At 53.4% G+C, this 24267-nt stretch carries 20 protein-coding genes; 6 read left to right on the plus strand and 14 right to left on the minus strand.

The genetic code is table 11. From position 1 onward, the window contains the following. Positions 1–13: 13 nt before the first annotated feature. The 4 genes from suhB (at position 14) to HY272_03385 (ending at position 4381) form a co-directional block, all read left to right on the plus strand. Positions 14–820 carry an inositol-1-monophosphatase gene (gene suhB / locus HY272_03370; GenBank protein MBI3771721.1) on the plus strand — a complete coding sequence of 269 codons (807 nt, stop codon included), beginning with the start codon at positions 14–16 and terminating at the stop codon, positions 818–820. 171 nt (positions 821–991) lie between these two features. Then, positions 992–1261: a hypothetical protein gene (locus HY272_03375; GenBank protein MBI3771722.1), complete on the plus strand. Its 270-nt coding sequence runs from the start codon at positions 992–994 to the stop codon at positions 1259–1261. Positions 1262–1384: 123 nt separating this feature from the next. Continuing rightward, positions 1385–3958: a DNA mismatch repair protein MutS gene (gene mutS / locus HY272_03380; GenBank protein ID MBI3771723.1), complete on the plus strand. Its 2574-nt coding sequence runs from the start codon at positions 1385–1387 to the stop codon at positions 3956–3958. 99 nt (positions 3959–4057) lie between these two features. Then, positions 4058–4381, plus strand: coding sequence for a ferredoxin family protein (locus HY272_03385; protein MBI3771724.1), 324 nt, complete (start codon positions 4058–4060; stop codon positions 4379–4381). Between the two features lie 70 nt (positions 4382–4451). On the opposite strand, the gene pbpG is transcribed toward HY272_03385, so the two are convergent. The 10 genes from pbpG to HY272_03435 form a co-directional block, all read right to left on the minus strand. After that, positions 4452–5408, minus strand: coding sequence for a D-alanyl-D-alanine endopeptidase (pbpG, locus tag HY272_03390; protein ID MBI3771725.1), 957 nt, complete (start codon positions 5406–5408; stop codon positions 4452–4454). Between the two features lie 257 nt (positions 5409–5665). Further along, positions 5666–6106 (minus strand): universal stress protein, encoded by a 441-nt coding sequence (locus HY272_03395; protein ID MBI3771726.1) that lies wholly within the window; start codon positions 6104–6106, stop codon positions 5666–5668. Positions 6107–6169: 63 nt separating this feature from the next. Next, complete coding sequence (locus HY272_03400; protein MBI3771727.1) at positions 6170–7132, minus strand: acetyltransferase; 963 nt, start codon at positions 7130–7132, stop codon at positions 6170–6172. Positions 7133–7233: 101 nt separating this feature from the next. Beyond that, positions 7234–8022, minus strand: coding sequence for a ChbG/HpnK family deacetylase (locus tag HY272_03405; GenBank protein MBI3771728.1), 789 nt, complete (start codon positions 8020–8022; stop codon positions 7234–7236). Beyond that, the gene (locus tag HY272_03410; GenBank protein ID MBI3771729.1) at positions 8019–8387 is read right to left on the minus strand and encodes a GtrA family protein; all 369 of its coding nucleotides are present in this window, start codon (positions 8385–8387) and stop codon (positions 8019–8021) included. The genes HY272_03405 and HY272_03410 overlap by 4 nt, the downstream gene beginning before the upstream one ends. Beyond that, positions 8384–9385: a glycosyltransferase family 2 protein gene (locus tag HY272_03415; GenBank protein MBI3771730.1), complete on the minus strand. Its 1002-nt coding sequence runs from the start codon at positions 9383–9385 to the stop codon at positions 8384–8386. The genes HY272_03410 and HY272_03415 overlap by 4 nt, the downstream gene beginning before the upstream one ends. A 15-nt stretch (positions 9386–9400) precedes the next feature. Further along, positions 9401–10861 (minus strand): glycosyltransferase family 39 protein, encoded by a 1461-nt coding sequence (locus tag HY272_03420; GenBank protein ID MBI3771731.1) that lies wholly within the window; start codon positions 10859–10861, stop codon positions 9401–9403. A gap of 153 nt (positions 10862–11014) precedes the next feature. Further along, a complete protein-coding gene (locus HY272_03425) occupies positions 11015–13663 on the minus strand; it encodes a molybdopterin-dependent oxidoreductase (protein MBI3771732.1) in 2649 nt (882 codons plus the stop codon). A gap of 6 nt (positions 13664–13669) precedes the next feature. Next, entirely contained in the window at positions 13670–13978 is a 309-nt protein-coding gene (gene nirD / locus HY272_03430; GenBank protein ID MBI3771733.1) for a nitrite reductase small subunit NirD, read from the minus strand. A 183-nt stretch (positions 13979–14161) separates the two neighbouring features. After that, positions 14162–16591, minus strand: coding sequence for an NAD(P)/FAD-dependent oxidoreductase (locus HY272_03435; GenBank protein MBI3771734.1), 2430 nt, complete (start codon positions 16589–16591; stop codon positions 14162–14164). A 470-nt stretch (positions 16592–17061) separates the two neighbouring features. Here HY272_03435 and HY272_03440 point away from each other — a divergent pair, with 470 nt between their 5' ends. After that, positions 17062–18111, plus strand: coding sequence for a glycerophosphodiester phosphodiesterase (locus tag HY272_03440; protein ID MBI3771735.1), 1050 nt, complete (start codon positions 17062–17064; stop codon positions 18109–18111). 168 nt (positions 18112–18279) lie between these two features. On the opposite strand, the gene HY272_03445 is transcribed toward HY272_03440, so the two are convergent. Beyond that, positions 18280–18555 carry a hypothetical protein gene (locus HY272_03445; protein ID MBI3771736.1) on the minus strand — a complete coding sequence of 92 codons (276 nt, stop codon included), beginning with the start codon at positions 18553–18555 and terminating at the stop codon, positions 18280–18282. 74 nt (positions 18556–18629) lie between these two features. On the opposite strand from HY272_03445, the gene HY272_03450 reads away from it, so the two are divergent. Continuing rightward, positions 18630–20102: an MFS transporter gene (locus tag HY272_03450; GenBank protein MBI3771737.1), complete on the plus strand. Its 1473-nt coding sequence runs from the start codon at positions 18630–18632 to the stop codon at positions 20100–20102. 186 nt (positions 20103–20288) lie between these two features. Here HY272_03450 and HY272_03455 read toward each other — a convergent pair whose 3' ends face one another. The 3 genes from HY272_03455 to HY272_03465 form a co-directional block, all read right to left on the minus strand. Next, on the minus strand, positions 20289–22166 hold the full coding sequence (locus HY272_03455; protein ID MBI3771738.1) for a potassium transporter Kup: 1878 nt from the start codon (positions 22164–22166) through the stop codon (positions 20289–20291). A 241-nt stretch (positions 22167–22407) separates the two neighbouring features. Continuing rightward, positions 22408–22716, minus strand: a complete 309-nt coding sequence (locus tag HY272_03460) for a pyrimidine/purine nucleoside phosphorylase (protein ID MBI3771739.1) — start codon at positions 22714–22716, stop codon at positions 22408–22410. An 80-nt stretch (positions 22717–22796) separates the two neighbouring features. Next, positions 22797–24020 carry an argininosuccinate synthase gene (locus tag HY272_03465; protein ID MBI3771740.1) on the minus strand — a complete coding sequence of 408 codons (1224 nt, stop codon included), beginning with the start codon at positions 24018–24020 and terminating at the stop codon, positions 22797–22799. Positions 24021–24267: the final 247 nt, after the last annotated feature.

The following is a 24267-nucleotide window of genomic DNA, read 5'->3' on the forward strand; positions in this document are numbered from 1 at the left end:
AACGGTTTAGGCCATGGCCACCCATCCTCTCGTAAATATCGCCACCCGTGCCGCGCGTCGCGCCGGGGAGGTCATCAAGCGCTCCATCAACAAGATGGATAGCCTCAATATCACTACCAAAAGCGCCAACGATTACGTCTCTGATGTCGATCGCCTGGCTGAGCATGAGATTATTCAGATCATCCGCAAGGCCTACCCGGATCACGGGATCCTGGCCGAGGAAAGTGGCAGCCATAACGGTGACGACTTCCAGTGGATTATTGATCCGCTCGATGGCACGACCAATTATTTACACGGTTTCCCGCAGTATTCAGTGTCGATTGCCGTCAGGGTGCGCGAGCGGCTGGAACATGGTGTGGTCTATGACCCGCTCAAGGACGAACTTTTTACCGCCAGTCGTGGCGCGGGTGCCCAGCTCAATGGCCACCGCCTGCGGGTGAGCGATGCCAAGAGCCTGGACGGCGCCCTGATCGGCACCGGCTTTCCGTTCAAGGATCGGCGTAATCTGGATGTCTATCTGGAGATGTTCAAGGAGATAGTGATCCCGACTGCCGGTATCCGCCGTGCGGGCTCTGCAGCGCTGGATCTGGCCTATGTCGCCGCAGGGCGTCTTGACGGTTTCTGGGAGCTGGGGCTCAAGCCCTGGGACATGGCCGCCGGGATCGTCCTGATCCAGGAAGCAGGCGGTCTGGTCTCCGATCTTGAGGGCGGCCATGCCTTCATGGAAAGCGGCCATGTGGTAGCTGCCAATCCAAAGGTATTTAAGGATATGCTGAAGATCGTGCGCCCCTATGCCGGCCGGGTTATGCCGCAGGGGTAAAAATAATTTACATACATTAAATAAGATATATAGTTGCTTGTTTTTTATTGAATTTTATTCTTTAACTCCAGCCAGATAAGTCAGCAAAGGCGGGGCTCGACTCTGGACTTCCGGTTCAAGTTTGCCGCCTTCAGAACCGATAAACCTCGTAATGAAAGCGGCGAGGTTGTCATGTTCGATAATGTAGTTGAATTCACCGCTCAGGGCGATCGTAAGCAGGAAATCATCATGCGCGACGTCATGAGCAGTCTGGAAGAGATCGCCACCATCCTCGCCTACGACCCCTGGCCGGGAGACTTTGAAATCGTCGCCATCTTCCCAACGGATCAGGAAAACGCTGCCATCCGTGAAGAAATCGTTCTCAGCAGTCGCAAGAAACCTCAACCGCAGGCTGAAATTATCTCCTACGAAGAACGCAAGCGCCTCAAACTGAGCGCCTGAACGCAAGGGCGATTCGTGAATCGCCTACCGATCCCTTGCCTTGAACTTGATCTCCGCAACCCACGCGCGACTGGGTTAGAATGGCACGCTTGTGCAATAGCCAAGCAGTGAAAGAACCTCGCCATGACGGTCGCCGGACAAGACATCGCCAACCATACGCCGATGATGCAGCAATACCTGCGCATCAAATCCGAACACCCCAGCCTGTTGTTGTTTTACCGGATGGGCGATTTCTACGAACTCTTTTTCGACGACGCCCGCACGGCCGCCCGTCTGCTCGACATTACACTGACCAGCCGCGGCCAGTCGGCCGGGGCGCCGATCCCGATGGCGGGGGTACCCTTCCACTCCGCCGAGGGTTACCTGGTCAAGCTGGTGCGCCTGGGGCAGTCCATCGCGATCTGCGAACAGATCGGCGACCCAGCCAAATCCAAGGGGCCGGTAGAGCGCAAGGTGATGCGCATCGTCACTCCCGGCACCGTCACCGACGAGGCCCTGCTCGACGAACGCCGCGACAACCTGCTCGCCGCCATTCACCATCAAGACCAGCGCTACGGCATCGCCACCCTGGATCTGACCAGCGGCCGTCTGAGCATTATGGAAGTCGATACGGCGGAGGCTGTTGATGACGAGCTGGAGCGCCTCAAACCGGCCGAGCTGCTGGCCAACGAATCGCTGGCCCTGAATCAGACGCTGGAACAACGTTATGCCCTGCGCCGCCAGGCACCGTGGCATTTTGAAATCGCTACCGCGACCCGCCTGTTGTGCGAGCAACTGCGCACCCGCGATCTATCTGGCTTTGGTTGCGACGGCTTAAACGCTGCGATTGGCGCCGCCGGCTGTCTGCTGCATTACGCCCGTGAGACTCAACGTGCCGCATTGCCACACATCCAAGGAATACGCGTCGAACGGCGAGAAGACAGCGTCGTACTTGATGCCGCCAGCCGCCGTAATCTGGAGCTGGAAAGTAATCTGTTTGGTGGCCGCGACAACACGCTGATTGATGTCATCGACCGCACCGCAACAGCAATGGGCGGGCGTTTACTGCGCCGCTGGCTGAATCAACCACTGCGTAATCGCACGATTTTGCGCCAACGTCTGCATGCGATTGAAAGCCTGATTGCCGATCAACGCTATATTACCGTGCATGAAGTCTTGCGTGGTGTAGCCGACATTGAACGCATCCTGTCGCGCATCGCACTCAAATCAGCACGACCGCGCGATCTGGCGCAACTGCGCGATACGTTGGCGCTGTTGCCATCGCTTCAGCGCAGCATTGCCGCTATCGATTCACCTTTGCTTGACGACATCCGCGCCCGTCTTGGTTTATACCCGGAATTACACCAGCTACTGCAGCGCGCCATTATCGAAAATCCACCGGTGGTGATTCGCGACGGTGGTGTCATCGCTCCGGATTACGACAGCGAGCTTGATGACCTGCGCAATATGAGCGAAAACGCAGGTCAATTCCTGATTGATCTTGAGCAACGTGAACGTATCCGCAGTGGTATCCCGAATCTAAAAGTCAGTTATAACCGCGTCCACGGTTACTACATCGAGATCACCAACGCCCAAAGCGATAAAGTGCCTGCCGATTACATGCGCCGCCAGACACTGAAAGGCGCGGAACGTTACATCACGCCGGAACTCAAGGCCTTTGAAGACAAGGCGCTCAGCGCCCGTGAGCGCGCCCTGGCACGGGAAAAAGGGCTCTACGATCAATTGCTGGAGCAGCTCTTGCCGCACATAGGCGCCTTGCAGGAAACTGCCAGCGCGATGGCTGAACTTGATGTCCTGCATAATCTTGCCGAACGCGCCGAGACCTTGAATTTCTGCCCGCCCGAGCTGATAGATACGCCACAACTGCAAATCGACGATGGTCGCCATCCGGTGGTGGAGCAAAATCTCGACGGCCCCTTCGTGCCAAACTCACTGGCGCTCGACAATGAGCGACGTATGTTGATCATCACCGGCCCCAATATGGGCGGCAAATCCACCTACATGCGCCAGACCGCGCTCATCACTCTGCTCGCCCACATCGGCAGCTTCGTTCCAGCACGACGCGCGGTAATCGGCCCCATTGATCGCATCTTCACCCGCATCGGCGCCTCCGACGACCTGGCCGGCGGCCGCTCGACCTTCATGGTCGAAATGACGGAGACGGCCAACATCCTCCATAACGCGACCCATCAGAGTCTAGTGTTGATGGACGAGATCGGCCGTGGCACCAGCACCTTCGACGGCCTGTCACTGGCCTGGGCCTGCGCCGAACACCTTGCCAGCCAGGTACGCGCCTTCACCCTCTTTGCAACCCATTACTTTGAGCTGACGACGCTGCCGGAACAGCATCGTGGCGTGGTCAATGTCCATCTCGATGCGGTGGAACACGGTGACGGCATCGTCTTTCTCCACGCCGTCAAGGAAGGCCCGGCCAATCAGAGCTACGGCCTGCAGGTCGCCGCCCTGGCCGGTGTGCCGCGCGTCGTGATCGATGCCGCGAAAAAACGCTTGCTGGAACTGGAAAACCAGACCGTGCAACAAACAGCGGCCCTGCCTGGTAGCGAACCCCAGCTTGGCCTGTTCGCGCCGCCCGCGCCACACCCGGCCGTAGAGATGCTGGCCGCGCTGGATCCGGACAACCTCAGCCCCCGCCAAGCGCTGGACACGCTCTATCGCCTCAAGGGACTGGCCAAATAGGGCCGCTGGAATATGGGTATAATCAATTCGAATTAGCAATCAGGAACATTGAAAGCTATAATCCCCGCTCTCAAATAACATCAATAAGCTGGAGGCCCAATGACCTTCGTTGTTACCGAAAACTGTATCCGCTGCAAATTCACTGACTGCGTTGAAGTCTGCCCGGTGGATTGTTTCCACGTAGGCCCAAATTTCCTGGTCATTGACCCCGATGAATGCATCGACTGCACCCTGTGTGAACCAGAATGCCCTGCAAATGCCATTTTTGCCGAGGACGATGTACCGGATAATCAGCAACAGTTTATCGCCCTCAACGCCGAACTGGCGAAGGCTTGGCCGGTCATCACTGAAAAGGAAGATGCCCCTGCGGATGCCGAGGAATGGAACGGCGTTGCGGACAAACTGCAATACCTGGAACGCTGATTAGAAATTCAGCTGACATAAAAAGCGAAGGGGCCATTCGGCCCCTTCGCTTTTTAACCTTCCAGCAACTTCACGAACTTGCCAGATGATCCAGCTTCTGAAGCTTACTTTCAGTCTTTAGCAACCACTTCTTGATCCTGTTGGCATCGCCAAATTTGGAATTCTTGTGCGGCGCATTGAGCAGCACCACCGCCAATGGACGATCTGCAATGTTGGTATGCATAATCAAACAATAACCGGCGGATGAAATGTATCCCGTCTTGCTGACGTTCACATCCCACTGCTTGTCTCTGACCAGGATATTGGTGTTGCGGAACTTCACCAGCGAACCACGACGCAGATCAGTCACCGCATCGGTACCGTTGGTCGACATCTCACGAATCAGTGGATATTCATTGGCAGTCATTACGAGCTTCACCAAATCCGATGCCGTGGATACGTTTTGATCATGCAACCCAGTGGGGTCGACATAACGAGTATTGAGCATACCCAGTTCCACCGCCTTGTAATTCATTGCCTTGACGAAGGCCTTGGTGCCGCCTGGATAAGACCTTGCCAACGCAGCGGCCGCGCGATTTTCACTGGCCGCCAACGCAATCAATAACATGTCTTCACGTGTCAGCTTCGCACCCACCCGCAACTTGGAACGGGAATGGCGCAGCGTATCGCGATCTTCGTCTGCCACCTCAATCACTTCATCCATGGGCAGATTCGCGTCCAGGGTCACCATGGCCGTCATTAGCTTGGTGAGTGAGGCAATCGGTCTGACATGCTCGGCGTCGCGCTCAAACAAAACCTCCCCGTCACGCAGATCAAACACTACGGCGGAACGCGACTTGAGTGATAATTTCTGTGATTCGAGGATCTTACGGAACAACTCATCCTGATCCAGTATCGGCGTGGGTTTAACATTCACCACTGCTAATTTTTGGGCCTGTGAATCGACTGCCAGCACTTGCGACGCAGAAAGTGCGCATCCCAGCCCCAACAACATCCCCAATATGCCAACCTGAGAAAACTTAGCCATTTTTTGTTACCCAGCCCCTATTAATTAACATTCGCTACAGTACCCTATAAATGCTTAGCATTCAAGGAGATAACTACAAAAACCTTATATTCCTATCAAAAATAGGGACTTAACATCCCCATTGCCATTAATAACATCGGCATGCCTGACAATTTATTTAATAAAATTAAGACACTAGCCCCTATTTTTGTGACCTGCGCCACTAACAAACAACAACTTATTGTTTTTATGGATATTTTTTATCCATCAAACCGGGGCTAACCCAATCTAACTGCCAAAACATCACAAGTCGCCGTATTAAGGACTGCGCTGGCGGTAGACCCCAGCAGACGGCCGAGGCCGTGACGGCTGTGACGTCCGATCACCAGCAGGTCGACGCCGTGTTTTTCAATGAAATGCAGGATTTCCATTCGTGTCACCCCCAGATGCACGTGACAATCCCCAGTCGCAACACCCAGCCGCGGGGCAAGCTCCCCCTCCATTTTCTTTTTTGCCCGCGCCATGAATTGTTGCTCCACTTCCTGCGTTGCCGGCAGGGCAAATTCGTCGCCAAAATAAATCGGCATCGGTTCTACGACATGCAATAAGCTAAGCTTGGCGCCATAACGCTGTGCCAATTCTTTAGCCCGCTCGGCAACGACAAGATTATCCGGCGACAAATCAGTAGCAAACAAAATATGAGCATATTGCTTGACCATGACACACCTCCCCGACAGATATAAACACAATAGCGGTGCCCGGTTACCGAAGCAAGCGACAAATTAGCAATAACGTGCAGTGAACCGATCTATAAATAACTGCAGCTGATCATCCGGAAGATTATTGATCCCGGCAGCTGCCTTACGCCCGCCACCCGTAGCAAACTCTCGACATAACTCGTCAGCGCCAGTTTTGTTATTAAGCGGCGCACGCACGCTGACCACAAACCCACCTCCCGGAAGCTGCGTTAACAAGGCATGGGCGCGATCCGGATTAGCTGTCGCAAGATCATTGCTATAGACGCCAGAAACGCGGCGCGCCCAGGGTTCCGCCGGAAAAATGAACACCGCATGCTTGGCATTAACGACTTCGGGTTTGATCGCTCGTGCCTTGGCAATATCGGCTTGCGATCCTGCGCGCAAGGTGCGCAACACCTCTTCATCCTCTGCGATAAAGGTCAAGGGATCGGCAAAGGGTTGAATACGTTTGAACAATTCAGCCGGCGGATAAAACAAATCCTCGACTGCGGGACCGTAACCGTTGTAATTGATGCAAATACCCAACTCGCGCAACAAATCAAGTTGATCGTTCTTCAATTGCAAAGGCGTTGAGGCCTTGCGGGCGCTATCATCAAAATTATCCCCAAACGCCCCCACCACCGCCCAAGCACGAAAACGGCCATTGAGATAACGATCGACAATCAGGCTGGTGCAAGTATCCGCCGTCAGATTGAGGTTCAGATCCAAACTTTGATGGCGTGGCACTGCTTCGCCAGCATAGTGGTGATCGAAATAACGCACCGTTATCCCCTGCTCTAACAATGCCTCCAGCGGTTCACGATTCTTGTCGAGCGAAATATCGAAGACGTTAACCTCGTCTCCGGGGACGGCCTTGACCCGTTTCAACAGCGAGATATCTCGCTTAACACCAGTAATCAGGGTACTGGCCGCAGGGAAGGCGAGCCGAAATTGTTGCAGGGCACAGATGCCGTCGGCATCACCGTTAAAAACGTCGTAATGATTCATTGACTTGTCACTATTCCTTCTTTAGATAATCGCTTCTAAGAAACACGGAACAACAAGTGTTAGTTAAGATCGATAATTATATAGCCATGCCGTTTTGGCAACTAAAAGCGGGAGATAACAACACCCGCGTGTTGACAGCTGGCTTCAAATTCCGGCCCTTGCAAATAGCGCCACTCCTGAACACGGGCCGCACGTATTGGGTCGGACAGATCATCACTTGGATGGCCAGGATGACACATCAGAACCATCCCGCTCTCAACCTGTTCCAGCCAACGCTGCATAAGCGCAGGATAATCAGCGTCAGCCGCTAGCGAATAGGCCCCCAATAAACCCTGAGAAACCCTAAAACCAGCCTTCGACGCCTTACGCTCAAAACCCAAGCCCATGGCGCGCAACACCAGAATTTTAAATTTGGCGTCTGTGTTACGCCACGGCTGGCAAACACTGCGCAGATACGGCAATTTCTCGCCATAACGGTCTTTCAACACTTCAATGAGCACTTTGCGAATCACAGGAAAGACATGGACATGTTGATGTCCATCGACAAACACTGGCGCCATACCCATGGCGCTTTCATAAGCCCCTAACTGATGATGCAACATGCGTCGCACCCATGCCTGGTCGACCAGACGCAGCCATGCACCGCTCATCAGCGATGACAATGGGATCATCCGATCTGAAAATGGATGGGTCAAATTAAAATGCAATCCGATATCCACTCGATTGGCATAAGGCAAAAGCGCGGCGGCGGCTTCCGGCCACGTGGGCGATTCGGCCATACAGCTCACCGCCGTCAACCGGCCTGCGGCGATCAACTCCAGAATCGCAGCACTGATGGTAGGGGACTGCCCATAATCATCGGCGCAGACTACCAGCTGTTTTTGACTCATCGAAACGCCCAGGCTTTGCTTAGCACAAATGTCATTGCTGCGACAGCACCCAATACCAATAACAGGGAAACAGCATAGTGAATTGAGGTATAGCGCAGCAACAAATAGAACATAGCCTGATTAACACAAAAACCTGTAACTGCAACGATAACGAAACGGGGCAAGGCTTTGGAATGACGGGCCTCGCTCGTTGCAAAGGTAAGATGACGATGCCCAAGATAACTCACGCCGAAGGCAACAATAAAACCGAGAAAATTACCGAGCAACGGTTGCATACCGCGCCAAATGAGAAATGTGGCCAGACACCAATGGACAAGCAACGCTGCAAATCCGACCGCACCAAAACGAAACAACTGGCCAATCACGGACCGTTATGCTCCTTACTGTCAAAGCCATAACGGCGTGCGACGATGTATCTGGGCCTGGATTTTACTTCGTTGAAAATCCGACCAATATATTCGCCAACAACCCCTAACGAAAACAACTGAATACCGCCAAGAAACGCCATGCCGACGACAAGTGTCGCCCAACCGGGGACATCCACACCAAAGAAAAACGCGCGTATAAATTCAACAACACCATAGCCAATCGCCAGCAACGAAATCACTGCCCCGCTCAACCCCACGACCCGCAATGGCAGTTCAGAAAATGAAGTGATCCCGGTCAGCGCCAGGCCACTCAGTCGCCGCAGATTGAAGCTGGAATGACCTTGCATGCGCTCAGCCGGAACAAAAGGGACACCAACGGCCTTGAATCCAACCCAGGCATACAAACCTTTCATATATCGGGTGCGTTCAGGCAAGGATGTCAGGGCATCAACGACACATCGGTCAAATAACCGGAAATCGCCGGCGTCTAGCGGAATATCTATTGAAGCCGCTCGCGACAACAAACCATAAAATCTTCGCGTCAGGAACCGCTTCAACGACGACTCGTGCGATCGATTACTCATGATGCCGTACACCATGTCATAACCATTACGCCAGAGGGCAAAAAATTCGCTTAACAGTGCGACTGGGTGCTGTAGATCGGCATCCATCAGAAACACGACATCACCTGCGGCATGATCCAGGCCGGCAGCAATCGCATATTCTTTGCCAAAATTTCGCGACAGTGACAACAATTGCACGGGGTATTGTTTGGCGCAGGCCGTCACCGTGGCTACGGTATCATCGGAGCTCCCATCATCCACCACTAATACAGAAAAGCGGGGAGATAATTTCGATAGCGCCGCCACTACCTGCGGCAACAGAATGGCGAGGTTGGCGCTTTCGTTATATCCTGGAATGACACAAGTGATCAGCGGCTGTTCAGGTCTAACCGCAGCAGAGGGGCTGGTTGTTGATTCCACGTTGATACTCATTTTCTTTTCGTCACCCTATATCTTGGCCGGAAGCTTTTCGACAACTACTACATCCTTGATGACAATAGTACGATAACTCTCCGCCGGAAACTGCATCCTGACACCCGTAAATGCATCGGCATTAATCACCAGCACATCATTTATTGTCTGCTGCCGCAAATCATTCCAGTCGCTTGGCCAGGGCCAGTGCTGGGCCTTGCCACCCGTATAAAACTCCGCCGAGTAATAACGATCACCAACATAAATTAAGCGACTGTCAGTATTCGGGCGATCGCGCAAATAGGCTTCGACAACCGGCTTTTGCGTATCAACATAAGAATATGTAGGGTTCTGCCCTGCCGCCACACTCGCGATGACAAGAATCATCGGAAATATTAATCCAACTACCCCCCATCGTTTCCAGGCAATTGACCCTCGGCTCATATAATATCCCCACGCCAACTCTACCAGTAACACTGCAAATGCCGGCAACATTGGTAAAATATAGGGTGGAATGACATTACTGGCCAAGCTAAAAAAGACCAACGCGGCAACCGCCCACAGTCCCAGATACACCAGCCACTCGGACTGCCGCCACTCCTGCAGCACGGATTTATAGCGCCGAATTAACCAATAGAGCGCCGCCAATGACCACGGCATTGCGCCAAGCAACCAATAGATCAAGATCGTGCCATGGGGTTGGGCATGGGCGTGGCCATAGAGGTCCCCCTGCCAACCGCTATCCACAAAACGATAGAAATGTTCTCCGACAAGAAAATAATTGAGAAACCCCGGCGTGCGCGTTTCCGCCAGCCAGTACCAGGGAGCCGCGATCACCAGCATCAACAAGGTACCGCTAATCCATGGCAGCACTCGGAAAAACAGCAGCAGATCGCGCTTCCAGATCAACCATAAACCAATCGGCATCAAACTCAACACCAAAACCAGCGGCCCTTTGGCCAGCAGACCAATGCCCTGACCTATGAAAAAGAGGTAACCCCAAACGTGCGATTTCGTTTGATACGCCTGCCAAAAGGCGATCATCGACAAGGTAGTGGCGAATGCCAACGACGTATCCGTCATGACGGTACCACTGCCCGCAAAAAACATGGCACAGGTGGCTAAGATAATCGCTGTTATCAAGGCTTGATCTGCGCCTCTATGCTGTTTAATCCAGCCATAGATCAACGCTATCACACCGATACTTAGAACCAAGGCCGGCAGGCGGGCGGCAAATTCATTGACGCCAAAAATGGCCATACTGCCGGCAGACAACCAGGTTGACAAAGGCGGCTTGGCCCAAAAGGGAACACCATAATCATATTGCGGTGTCACCCAATTGCCGGTCTCCAGCATCTTGCGGGCGATCTCGGCATAACGGGCCTCAGTGGCATCGGTCAGCGGAAACCATGTCATCGCGATTACGCGCAATAAAGCCAGCACCGCCATTATCAGATACAAACGCTGACGAAGCTGTGGCGACAACGAACTTTCCATATGAAATCCCTATGATCCCCGTGCCGTTTGACCCAATCAGACAGGACGAGTTCCGCCCTTGCGGGCGAGTAATGGCTTAACTCTCAAAGGGAAGAAGTTTACCGCAGAATGCGAATGGCCGCACTCAAGACATTGATTTTTGGAGCTCAGTGACTAACTGGCCAACAGGGTTTTCAACTCCGGCACACAGGAGCCACAGTTGGTACCCGCCTTGAGCGCCTTGCCGATCGCTTCGACACTGGTGAGACGCTGATCGCGAATAGCAGAGGTAATGGTGTTGATGCCAACGGAGAAGCAGGCGCAGACGATGCGACCAGTATCGACCTGTCCAGTGGGTGGTTTGCCCAATAGCAGTCCTTTACGCTCATCTTCGACCAGCGTCTCTTTGGCGAAGAGTCCGGCGAGCCAGCTACGTGATGGCAGTTCATAGCTCGGTGCGATGAAAATACAACTTTCGACGCGGTTACCGACCATACGTACACCGCGATATTGGTGACGCTTTGCATCGTGGTATTCGACCCAGTTCACATCATGATCGGAGGCGCAGAGGATACTGCGTGCCCAGCTTGGCCAGTGCTCGGTGGCCTGATCCCCGGCAAATTCATAACGATAGAAGCCATCACCCGTGGCGCGTGCCCAATAGCTGGCTCCCTTGATGTCGAGCCTGCGCCGCGACAATAGAAAACCGTGCCATGCTGCCTGATAGGGTTGTACCCGCACCGGTGTTTGCTTCAGCTCCGGCTGTCCTGAAATCGGATCAACGACCGGATTGACTACCGCATCGACACGCGCCTGACTGGCGAACTGATCGTTCCAGTGCATTGGCACAAAGACACTGCCGCGCTGCTGAGCATCATCGAGACGCACACGAACGATCACCTCACCCCAACGGCTAAAAACTTTGGCCAGAGCGCCGTCCTTTACGGCCGACTCGTTACCGTCGAGCGGATGCATCTCGACATAAGGCTCGGCAGTATGTTCACTTAGTCGTGGCGCCTTGCCGGTGCGCGTCATGGTGTGCCAGTGATCGCGCACCCGACCGGTATTCAGGATAAGTGGGAAATCTTCGCTGGTGCCGTTCTGCGGCGGTCGTGGCTCGACGGCGATAAAACGCGCCTTGCCTGAAGGTGTAAAGAACTTGCCATTGGTAAACATGCGCGCAGTGCCTTTACCATTTTTGATTGGCCATTGGATCGGCTTGAGGCCAGTGTATTCACGCTCATTGAGGTCAGCCAGTTCCGCAATATCAAAATCGCGTTTGCCGTCATTGTGATACCCAGAGAGCGCTGCATATTCACGGAATATCTGCGCCGCTGATGCATAATCAAAAGCCGCACCAAAACCCATGCGTTTGGCCACTTCACTGATAATCCACCAATCAGCCTTCGCCTCACCGGGAGCGGACAAAAATGAACGCTGTCGTGAGATACGCCGCTCGCTGTTGGTCACGGTGCCATCTTTCTCGCCCCATGCTAGTGCCGGCAACAACACATGGGCATGTTCAGTCGTATCGGTATGGCGCATCACATCAGAAACCACTACCAATTCGCACTTCTGTAATGCCGCACGAACACGATCAGCATCGGGCAGGCTCACTACTGGATTGGTGGCAATAACCCATACTGCCTTGATGCGCCCTTCATCGATCGCATTGAACATTTCGACCGCCTTCAAGCCCTGATGATCGACGATGACCGGCGATTGCCAAAATTCTTGCACAATCTGACGATGCGCGGGATTATCAATCTCCATATGTGCAGCCAGCATGTTGGCCAAACCACCCACCTCGCGACCACCCATGGCATTGGGCTGACCGGTAAATGAAAACGGTCCCATGCCGACGCGACCAATACGTCCGGTGAGCAGATGACAGTTAATGATAGCGTTGACTTTGTCGGTGCCACTGCTCGATTGATTGATGCCTTGCGAGTAAACCGTGATCGCTCGCTCAGTGCGGGCGAAGAGACGATAGAATTCCGCCACATCTTCAACTGGCAGGCCACATTGTTGTGCTACAACTTCAATCGTCGGTGCTGTGGACTGCGCTACTGCCAACGCTGCTTGATGACCTTCCGTGTAGTTGTTGACATAAAGTTCATTAACCTCGCCGACTTTATCGAGGTATGTGAGCAGGCCGTTGAAGAGAATTGCATCACTGCCTGGTTTGAGCGGTAGATGTAGGTCGGCGATATCGCAGGTAGCTGTCTTGCGTGGATCGATGACGATGATCTGCAAATCACTGTTTTGTTTCTTCGCCTGGACAATGCGCTGAAAGAGGACCGGATGACACCACGCCGTATTGGAACCTACCAGCACGATGAGTTTTGCACGCTCCAGATCCTCATAACTGCACGGCACCGTGTCGGAACCAAAGGCGCGCTTGTGACCCGCTACCGACGACGACATGCAGAGTCGTGAATTGGTATCGATGTTGGCGGTACCGATGTAGCCCTTCATCAGTTTGTTGGCAACGTAGTAATCCTCGGTGAGTAACTGACCGGAGACATACATCGCCACTGCGTCGGGCCCGTGCTCCTTGACGATTTTTCTAAAACCAGCAGCAACCACGTTCAGAGCATCATCCCAACTGCTCACTACGCCATTGATCATCGGCGATAATAAACGTTCGTCGAGACTGAGTGTTTGTCCCAATGCTGAGCCTTTGGAACAGAGGCGTCCGAGGTTGGCGGGGTGGGCTGGATCACCCTTAACTTCAATACCGTTGTCAGTGACTGTAGCAAGGACACCACAGCCAACCCCGCAGTAGGGACAGGTGGTTACCGTTGTTTCAGCCATAACCATCGTCGGCTAGACCGCGAGATAAACGATGCCAGCTTCCACCCTTACCGGATAGCTGGCCGCACACCCTTCATCCGGCGCCACGGCTTCGCCTGATTCCAGCTCGATCTTCCAGTTGTGCAACGGGCAAGTGACGCGCTTACCATGCACGATGCCCTGTGACAATGGGCCACCCTTGTGCGGACATTTGTCGCGCAGGGCGAATATCTCGTCATCGGTGGTGCGGAAAATGCCGATGTTACCTTTAGGCGTCTCCACTACGCGCGCGCCGAGTTTGGGAATATCGTTGACATGGCCTACTTCAATCCAGTTGCTCATCTCTCTCAATACCTCGATCAAAATTCAATGTAGGGTGGGCACGTCTTTACGTGCCCACCCAGCGTACCCAAAGCGCTTCGCGGGGCAGGCCCTTGCGCAGCAACACAAACCGCTTTTTAAAGGTGTGCCTGTCGGCACGGATTGGTGGGCACAAAAAACGTGCCCACCCTACATTTATAAAACTCATCCAATCTTCTTAATGGGAATATAATCCTGGCGCCGCTGCTCGATCTCCTTCGCCCATGGATCAAACTTAAAGACCTCCTGCGACTCAAGGAAGCGTTTATACAACGCCTTGCGCCCTACCTCATCCTCCACCACTTGCTGTTTCACGTAACTCAAACCGACACGCTCAATCCATGGTGCGGTACGCTCAAGATAATGGGCTTCTTCGCGGTAGATCTGCATAAAGGCGCCGCAATACTCCATCGCCTCTTCTTCGGTTTTAACGCGTGCCAATAGATCGGTGGCGCGCACATGAATTCCGCCGTTGCCGCCGACGTGCAGTTCGTAGCCTGAATCAACACAGACCACACCGAAATCCTTTATCGTCGCTTCAGCACAGTTACGCGGACAACCGGAGACGGCGATTTTGAACTTATGTGGCGTCCATGAACCCCAGGTCATTTGTTCGATCTTGATGCCAAGACCGGTGGAGTCTTGCGTACCAAAACGGCACCACTCGGAACCGACACATGTCTTCACGGTACGCAGCGATTTACCATAGGCGTGACCGGAAACCATACCTGCCTTGTTGAGATCGGCCCAGATATTGGGCAGGTCTTCTTTCTCGATGCCAAACAGGTCGATACGCTGGCCGCCGGTGACTTTCACCATCTTGGCGTTGTATTTATCCGCCGCATCGGCAATGGCGCGTAACTCATTTGGCGTCGTCACCCCGCCCCACATCCGCGGCACCACGGAATAAGTACCGTCTTTCTGGATATTGGCGTGGGCGCGTTCGTTGATGAAACGTGATTGCGGATCATCTACAGCCTCACGCGGCCAGGCAGCCAGCACGTAGTAGTTCAACGCAGGACGGCATGAAGCACAACCATCGGCATTACGCCACTCCAGAAATTCACGCACCGCCGCGATAGTGGTGAGCCTGTTATCTTTAATCGCGGCACGGATCTCATCATGAGTATAATCGGTGCAGCCACACAGTGGCTTCATCTTCGGCGTGGCTGAGTAGTCACCCACTGTGGATGCCAGTATTTGTTCGACCAGACCGGTACACGAGCCACACGAGGCTGAGGCCTTGGTGTGTGAGCGCACCTCTTCGAGCGTGAACAGGCCTTTGGTGGTGATCGCCTTGACGATGTCACCCTTGCAGACGCCGTTACAGCCGCACACCTCCATCTCATTGCTCATGGCCGAAGCAGCGTTTTGACCACCGTGACCGGAATCACCGAGATGGGCCTGACCAAACATCAGAGAATCGCGGAAGTCGCTAACATCCGTGCCATCACGCAACATCTGGAAGTACCAGGCGCCATCCACCGTGTCGCCATACATCACCGCGCCCTTGATCTTGTTATCCTTGAGCACCACTTTTTTATAGACACCGCGGGCAGCGTCCTTCATCACAATCTCTTCGGTACTCTCATCACCGATAAAGTCACCGGCAGAGAACAGGTCAACGCCCGTTACCTTCAGCTTTGTTGAAGTAACCGACCCCTCATAGCGACCGATGCCGTACTTGGCCAGATGATTGGCGCAGACCTTGGCCTGCTCAAACAGCGGCGCCACCAATCCGTACGTTTGGCTACGGTGCTGCACGCACTCACCCACGGCGTAGATCTTGGGATCAAAGGTCTGCATGGTGTCATTGACGACTATGCCTCGCTCGCAATGCAGACCGATCTTTTTTGCCAGCTCGATGTTGGGGCGGATACCCGCCGCCATCACTACGATGTCGGCCGCAATCTCCAGTCCGCCTTTAAAGCGCACACCCTTTACATACTCTTCACCGAGAATCGCCTCGGTCTGTGTCGACATCAGGAATTGCAGCCCTTTGTCTTCGAGCGCCTTTTGCAGCATCTTGCCGGAAACCGCATCCATCTGCCGCTCCATCAGCGTGCCACTCAAATGTACGACCGTGACATTCATACCCTGAATCTGCAAACCATTGGCCGCCTCAAGCCCCAGCAGACCACCGCCAATCACCACGGCATGCTTCTTGGTTTTGGCAGTGTCGAGCATGGTGTCCACATCTTTAATGTCGCGGAAACCGATCACACCCTTCAGATTGTGTCCCGGCACCGGAATAATGAAGGGATTGGAGCCGGTAGCCAGCAGCAGGCGATCATATGACTCCTCAGTGCCATCCTCAGCAATGACGCGGCGCCGTTTGCGATCGACATTCACCACCTTCTTGCCCGCGCGCAGGGTGATGTTGTTCTCCTTGTACCACTCAGGCGTATTCAGCATGATGTCATCGATGGTCTTCTCACCCGCCAACACGGGTGACAGCAGAATACGGTTGTAGTTACCGTAAGGCTCAGCGCCAAACACGGTAATGTCATACATATCGGGCGCGATCTTCAGCAACTCTTCCAGAGTGCGCACACCCGCCATACCGTTCCCGACCAACACCAATTTCTCTTTCATACCATGCTCCGATTTAAACGTCAGACTCCTTGAACAGACTTAGAGCAAGGGTTGTGCCATACACAACATACTTCACTAACTAATTGAAGTTAATTAATATTTTTCTGAGGCAAGCGCGGAGCGATATGCCGTTGCACCAACAGTGGCACACATTTAATGCATAACCGCACCACAAAGGTGCCGCGCATGGAATTGGTTCATCAATGCAGGCGCTGTTGGCAACCCATTTCTCAACTCGATGCACTACATCGTTATCTGAAGGGCTCGCCAATGGTCGGGCTGTTAATAGGAAAATCAGTTATTGGTAATAATCTAATATCGCACTACACCCTCACCAGCCAGAAGGCCAGCATTCACCAATGCCAGATACACAAAGGCAGACCCCTGCAATTTTAGGTATCATCTGGAATTGCTCTCTTGGATTTGCGAGAGCGTTGCCAGAAACCTCAAACATTAACCAGGGAAATAATATGAAGACCAGATCAATATGGAAGTTGATTTTGGCAATACCGCTATTCGTTTTAGCAATGTCACCGGCACAGGCACAGGCGAATGAAGATGATCATGACTCAGCCCTGCGCTGGGTCATCGAGGATGTGCTGCACTCAGATCATCTGCCGTTCGCCATTGGCCATCGCGGCTATGGGAATAACATGGGAGAGAACCCGGATAAGCCGATCGAAAATACCGTCGAATCGGTAACGCGCGCATATCGTGAAGGGATACAGGTTGTCGGCCTAGATGTAGTCATCACCAAGGACAATATCGCCGTCATGATGCACGACGATTACCTCGGAGACAAAACCTGTGTCAACACACTTACCTATGCCGAACTGAAGCAGCGCTTCAAAGAGGTTTCAACACTACAACAGGTATTGCAAACCGGCCGCATCTTCAGTGTCAAGAATAACGCTGATCGCCCCAGCGGCCTGCTCTCCATCGAGATCAAGGCGCCGGCTCCCATGTGCGATATTGATGACGTCACCATACCCGCGCTGGTCGCCGCTGTAATCGCCGATATCAATCACACCAAAATGGAACAGCAAGTGTTGATCGAATCCTTCTCACCCGAGATCATCGCTGCAGTCAAGGCGGCGCAACCCTCGATCCCGAGGCTGTTGTCGCTAAGCATGCTCCAGTTGCTGTCACCGGCACAGCTTCAGGCGATCACCGGCATGCCGGTAAAACTCGTCAGCAAGCAACCAGTCTTTGGCCTGCAATGGGTGGAAATCGGTCCAATCTACCGTCTCCCGATCTATGAATCACCCTATCAATATGTAAATACCCTGGCGGCATTGCAGAGCCGCGCTGCCGTCATCGACAAGACGGCATTAATGAAGATGGAACAAATCACCGCCGGCAACGGGGCGCTGCTGATAGCACAGCTTCATAACATCGGCATCAGCAGCATCGCTTACACCGTCAATTCAGCGCAGGAATGGCTCTTCCTCTCTACTCTTGGGATAGACGGCATCTATACCGACAACATCCCGATGGGGCTGTCGCTGGAAGGCCAGTAACCTATTGATGATGACCTAATTGGGTAACGAAACACGACTGGAATAACGAAAACCCTCCAATCCTCTTCCTGAGGGAAGGGACGCGGATGTCTCGAATGATACAAGTCTCAATATTTGTCACAAGCCTGGGCTTGCTCTTCGCTGCAACAGAGGTGAAGGCAAGCCCCATCAATCTTTACGCTGACGCTCAATAAAGGAATTTAAGCGTCTGAATCCGGCACCACGCATAGCGTGCGTCATCCGCCAATGCATCGTGGATGCGTGACGCATATGATCCAGGTTTTCCTTACCAACAAAGATCCTCTCGGCACCAGGACCGGCAATTTCTCGCCCTGCACATAGCCGCGCCCCACACTTGGTCAAACGCTGAAGTTTACGCACCAAAAAAGAACCGTCTTTGCTCAATGCCTTCAACAAGAAAACTGTTTTTTCCTGAAAAATCATACCAATAACAATCTGGCACAGTTACTGCAGAAGCACTTGCGCTTATCTCAACAAATACAAACCGAGGCAATGCAATGTACAGCAGCAAACTAAATATCTTTGATTTTCAGAGGCCGAACATACGTATTCTTCACTACACCTGGTTTGCATTTTTCATGACCTTTGTCGTATGGCTTGGGCTTGGGCCGATGATGCCATTCATCAAGGAGGCGTTGCAGCTTACCGATCAGCAGGCGAAAGTGCTGCTGATCCTGAACGTGGCGATTACGATTCCGGCACGCATTGTCGTGGGTATGCTGGTCGATAAACTCGGGCCACGCATTATGTATACAGCTGTGCTGGTGCTAGGTAGTTTGACCAGTATCGTCTTTGCCTGGGCAGAAAGTTATGCGCAGCTGGCACTTCTGCGTTTTCTCTCTGGTTTTATCGGTGCCGGATTTGTGGTGGGCATTCGCATGATTGGTGAGTGGTTTCCGGCCAAACAGACGGGGTTGGCGCAAGGCATTTACGGTGGTTGGGGTAACTTTGGTTCTTCTGCGGCGGCGGTGACACTGCCGGTGATTGCAGCCAACATCGGCGATGCCAGCGGCTGGCGCATTGCGCTGACTGTTGCCGGTCTGCTCGCGATAATTTATGGCCTTTTCTATTACACCCGCGTTAGCAACACGCCGAAGGGTTCAACCTACTTCAAGCCAAAGAAAATGGGGGCAATGGAGGTGACCAGCGGCACCGATCTGGTGCTTTACATGGTGATGAACATCCCACTGTTTCTGGCGCTGGCACTGCTGACATGGAAACTCTCGCCTGCGGAGATGGGGCTGATCAACGAGGGCGCAGCCTATCTGATCTACCTAACCTTAACTGCACTCTATCTGTTGCAGGTGTGGAAGATCTGGCATATCAACGGCCATGTATTGCAAAAACCGGTGTCGGAGATGCATCGTTACAAGTTCAAACAGGTGGCGATTCTGGACTGGGCCTACTTTGTCACCTTCGGTACCGAGCTGGCCGTGGTATCAATACTGGCAATGTTCTATGTCACCTGGTTTGATATTCCCAAGGTTACTGCTGCGCTGCTGGCCGGAGTTTACCCCTTCCTCAATCTGATGGCGCGCCCCGGTGGCGGCTGGGTGAGTGACCGCATTGGCCGCCGCCGTACACTGATCATCGTCTTCGCCGGTATTACCGCCAGCTTCCTGATGCTGGGCATGCTCAGCAAGGAGTGGCCGGTGTGGCTGGCGGTGGTGCTCACCATCTGCGGTGGCATCTTCTCCAAGATGGGTTCCGGCGCTGTCTATGCCATGGTGCCACTGGTACAGCGGCGCATGACCGGACAGATCGCTGGCATGGTTGGCGCCTTTGGCAACGTCGGAGGCGTGATCTTCCTCACCATCAACTCATTGGTCGATTACAATCAGTTCTTCCTGATGATTGGCATCGCCGCCGCATTGATCTTCACCGTGATCATGATCTACCTCGAAGAACCCAAGGGCCAGATGGTGGAGACATTACCCGATGGTACGGTACAGATGATTGAGGTGAAATAAGCTAAGCATAGACGTAGAGCGAGTTAGGCAATAGCCGTAACCCACCAGAGGTTGCTCAGCAACATAAACCATTTTTTAAAGGTGTACCTAACGGCACGACTTGGTGGGTTACGACAAAAAACGCCTAACCCACATTTAATTCTGTGTCTTAAATAGTGAATAGTGAATGGTTACGCTTGTTATTCATTATATCTCAACCTGCGCGCCCAGTTCGACCACGCGATTCGGGGGGATCTTGAAGAAGTCGGTGGCGGTGACGGCGTTGCGAGACATCCAGGTGAAGAGTCGTTCACGCCACAGTGCCATGCCGGGAATGCGGCTTGGAATCACGGTTTCGCGGCTGACGAAGAATGAGGTATCCATAAGATCGATTTCTTCACCTAACCCTTCACATACCTTCAGCGCGGCAGGAATATTCGGCTCGTCCTTGAATCCGTAACGCAGCATGACACGATAAAAGTTTTTGCCGAGGGCTGCGACCTCAACCCGCTGACTGGGCGGGACGTAGGGGACTTCTGCGGTCAATACGGTAAGCGCGATGACGCGCTCATGAATGACTTTGTTGTGCTTCAAATTATGTAACAACGCATGCGGCAAGACCTGCGAGCTGCTCGTCATGAATACGGCGGTACCTGGCACACGCCGCACGCTGCTACCGATGGCTTCGACGAAATCCGGCAAGGTCATGGCTTCTTTTTGAATTTCCTGGAACACGAGTTTGCGTCCGGTCTTCCAGGTCATCAATAAAATGAAAACGACGCCTCCGATCACGAGCGGGAACCAACCACCACTGGTAATTTTTGGCACATTGGCAGTGAAGAAGGTGAGGTCGATAGTCAAAAACACGGCGAGGAACCCGATGGCGAGCAGTTTGTGCCACTTCCAAAGAACGATCATGACCACGAAAATAAGAACTGTGTCGATCATCATGGTGCCGGTGACGGCGATTCCGTAAGCATAAGCCAGGCTGCTGGAAGACTGAAAGCCGAGTACGAGGGCAATGACAAAAATAAACAGCGACCAGTTGATAAACGGCAAATAGATTTGGCCACGGGTTTCGGCGGAAGTTTGCACCATCACCATCCGTGGCAAATAGCCGAGCTGCACCGCCTGCTGAGCAACGGAAAAAGCACCGGAGATGACTGCCTGGGAGGCGATGACAGTGGCCAGTGTCGCCAAACAAACCAATGGGATCAACGACCACTCAGGGGCCAACAGGAAAAATGGATTTTCAATCGTGGTGGGATCACGCAGCAGTAAGGCGCCCTGGCCAAAATAATTGATCAACAATGCGGGCATCACCAAGCCGAACCAGGCCCAGCGGATGGGACGTTTACCAAAGTGGCCCATGTCGGCATAGAGTGCTTCGCCGCCGGTAATTACAAGGACGACGGCACCGAGGGAGAAGAATCCGGAAATCCAGTCATCTTCAAAAAATTCGAAGGCATACCAGGGATTAATCGCGGCCAGCACGCCAGGATTATCGATAATGCTCATGGCGCCCAACACGGCCAGGATGCCGAACCACAACAGCATGACGGGGCCAAACACGGCGCCGACGGCTGCGGTACCGCCCCGCTGCAAAGCGAACAGGATAGTGAGGATGATGACCGTCAACGGAATCACATAGGGTTCCAATACCGGCGCAGCAACCTTGACGCCTTCGACGGCGCTCAACACCGAGATCGCAGGCGTAATCATGCTATCACCGTAGAACAACGCGGCGGCGAATATGCCGAGCACAACGACGAAAAATCGCAAGCGTGCACCTTGGGTGGCCTGCGAGACAAGCGCCAGCAGGGCCAGGCAGCCGCCTTCTCCCCGGTTATCGGCGCGCATCATGAACGTGATGTATTTGATGGAGACGACGAGAACAATAGTCCAGAGCACCACAGACAATAAGCCGAGGACATGAAACTCATCGAGCGGCAACGGGTGATGACCCGCAAACACTTCCTTCAAGGCGTACAAAGGGCTGGTGCCGATGTCACCGTAGACCACGCCGGTGGCACCCACCATGAGTGCAGTCAGGGATTTTGGGTGGCCGCTTGCTGCAACTGACATTGTTATAGTTTACCTCTGGCCAAGGTGCTGACAAATGCTTGGCTATCACCGTCCCTGTTCCCTCTTCCCAGAGTAGCGTCCATTTTGGCACTACACTTGAGCACGTTGATATGCGGAAATTTGCGGACAAAACGGCCCTCTATTTCACGATCCCCTGCCCAGCATTTATCACACATTTTGAGTACTCTTTAATCAGTCACCACGGCAATAACGCGGCATAAACGATTACTGGGCTCTGCAATTAATGAAAATGACAGATGTAATCAAGCAATTCGTCAATTTCGATTTCGAAATGCGAGTTAGCGGGCACTTCGAAACGTTCGCCTGCTTCGTAAAGCGTCCAATCCTGCTCATTGGCGAGTTTGACGCGGCAACGGCCTTGGGTGACTTCCATGGTTTCCGGCGCACCGGTAGAAAACCGATAGCTACCCGGCAACATCACGCCCAAAGTTTTCATTTCACCCTCATTGGTGACGATGGTGCGGCTGGTGACTTTACCGTCGTGGTAAACATTTGCCTTGTGTTTTACGGTTGCGTTTTTGTATTCCATTTGTCGTTCCTTATATCAATGCTGTTTTTGATATCCACTCTCCCTCTGGAGATTGGGTAGGGCGGGTTTGAAACCCGCCCCTACTTCAATTTGCGGCCCTTGCTGGCGGCAATACGCATGCGCAGGGCGTTGAGCTTGATGAAACCTTCGGCATCACGTTGATTGTAGGCGCCCTTGTCATCTTCAAATGTCGCGATAGTCGCATCGAACAGGCTGTCGTCCGACTTGCGGCCGATGACGATAACGTTGCCTTTATAAAGCTTAAGACGCACGACACCATTCACATTTTGCTGCGAAGCATTGATCATTTCCTGCATCATCAACCGCTCCGGGCTCCACCAGTAGCCGTTGTAAATCAGGCTGGCGTAACGTGGCATCAAATCATCTTTCAGATGCGCGACTTCGCGATCCAGGGTGATGGATTCGATGGCACGATGTGATTTAAGCATAATGGTGCCACCCGGCGTTTCATAACAACCACGTGACTTCATACCGACATAACGATTTTCAACGATGTCGGCGCGGCCGATACCGTGTTTGCCGCCGAGCGTGTTCAGCGTAGCGAGAACAGTGGCCGGGCTCATTTCTTTGCCATTGATGGCGATGATGTCGCCTTTGCGATAGGTCAGTTCAATGTATTCGGCTTGGTCGGGGGCCTTTTCCGGGCTGACGCTCCAGCGCCACATATCGGCTTCGGCCTCGGTCCAGGTATCTTCCAGCACACCGCCTTCATAGGAGATATGCAGCAGATTTGCGTCCATCGAATAAGGCGATTTTTTACCGCGCTTCATTTCGATCGGAATGCCGTGTTGCTCGGCGTAGGTCATCAGTTTTTCACGCGAGGTCAGATCCCATTCGCGCCACGGGGCGATGACTTTGACGCCAGGCTTGAGCGCATAGGCGCCCATCTCGAAGCGCACCTGGTCGTTGCCCTTGCCGGTAGCACCATGGGAGATGGCGTCGGCACCGGTCTCGTTGGCGATCTCGACCAGACGCTTGGCGATCAACGGCCGGGCGATGGAGGTGCCGAGCAGGTATTCGCCTTCATATAAGGTGTTGGCGCGGAACATGGGGAAGACGAAGTCGCGGACGTATTCTTCGCGCAGATCATCAATATAGATTTCTTTCACGCCCATCCCCTGGGCCTTGGCGCGGGCAGGTTCCAGCTCTTCGCCCTGGCCGATGTCGGCGGTGAAGGTGACGACTTCGCAGTGGTAGTTTTCTTGTAGCCACTTGACGATGATGGAGGTATCCAGGCCGCCGGAATAGGCAAGCACCACTTTCTTGATCGAGGACTTCGACATAGACGCTTCCGAGATATAGGGGTTAACAGTGGGGGGCAATTATAGCGGAAACCGGGGCGGGAGGGGGTAGTACCCCGCCAATTCTTGCCCTTGGGCAAACCGGCTAGGTAGATACTCTGTTCGAGGTCAAGCATTTTTTCTGTAATTTTTGCACTTTCCGGCTCATGCTGGAATCGCGTAAAAGCGGGTGTTATCGAAGGGCTTGTTGTCCTTCAACATGCCGTGAATGGCATGCAGCAGTTTACGC

It is taken from the genome of Gammaproteobacteria bacterium (assembly GCA_016200485.1).
In the GTDB taxonomy this organism is placed as follows: domain Bacteria; phylum Pseudomonadota; class Gammaproteobacteria; order Tenderiales; family Tenderiaceae; genus JACQEP01.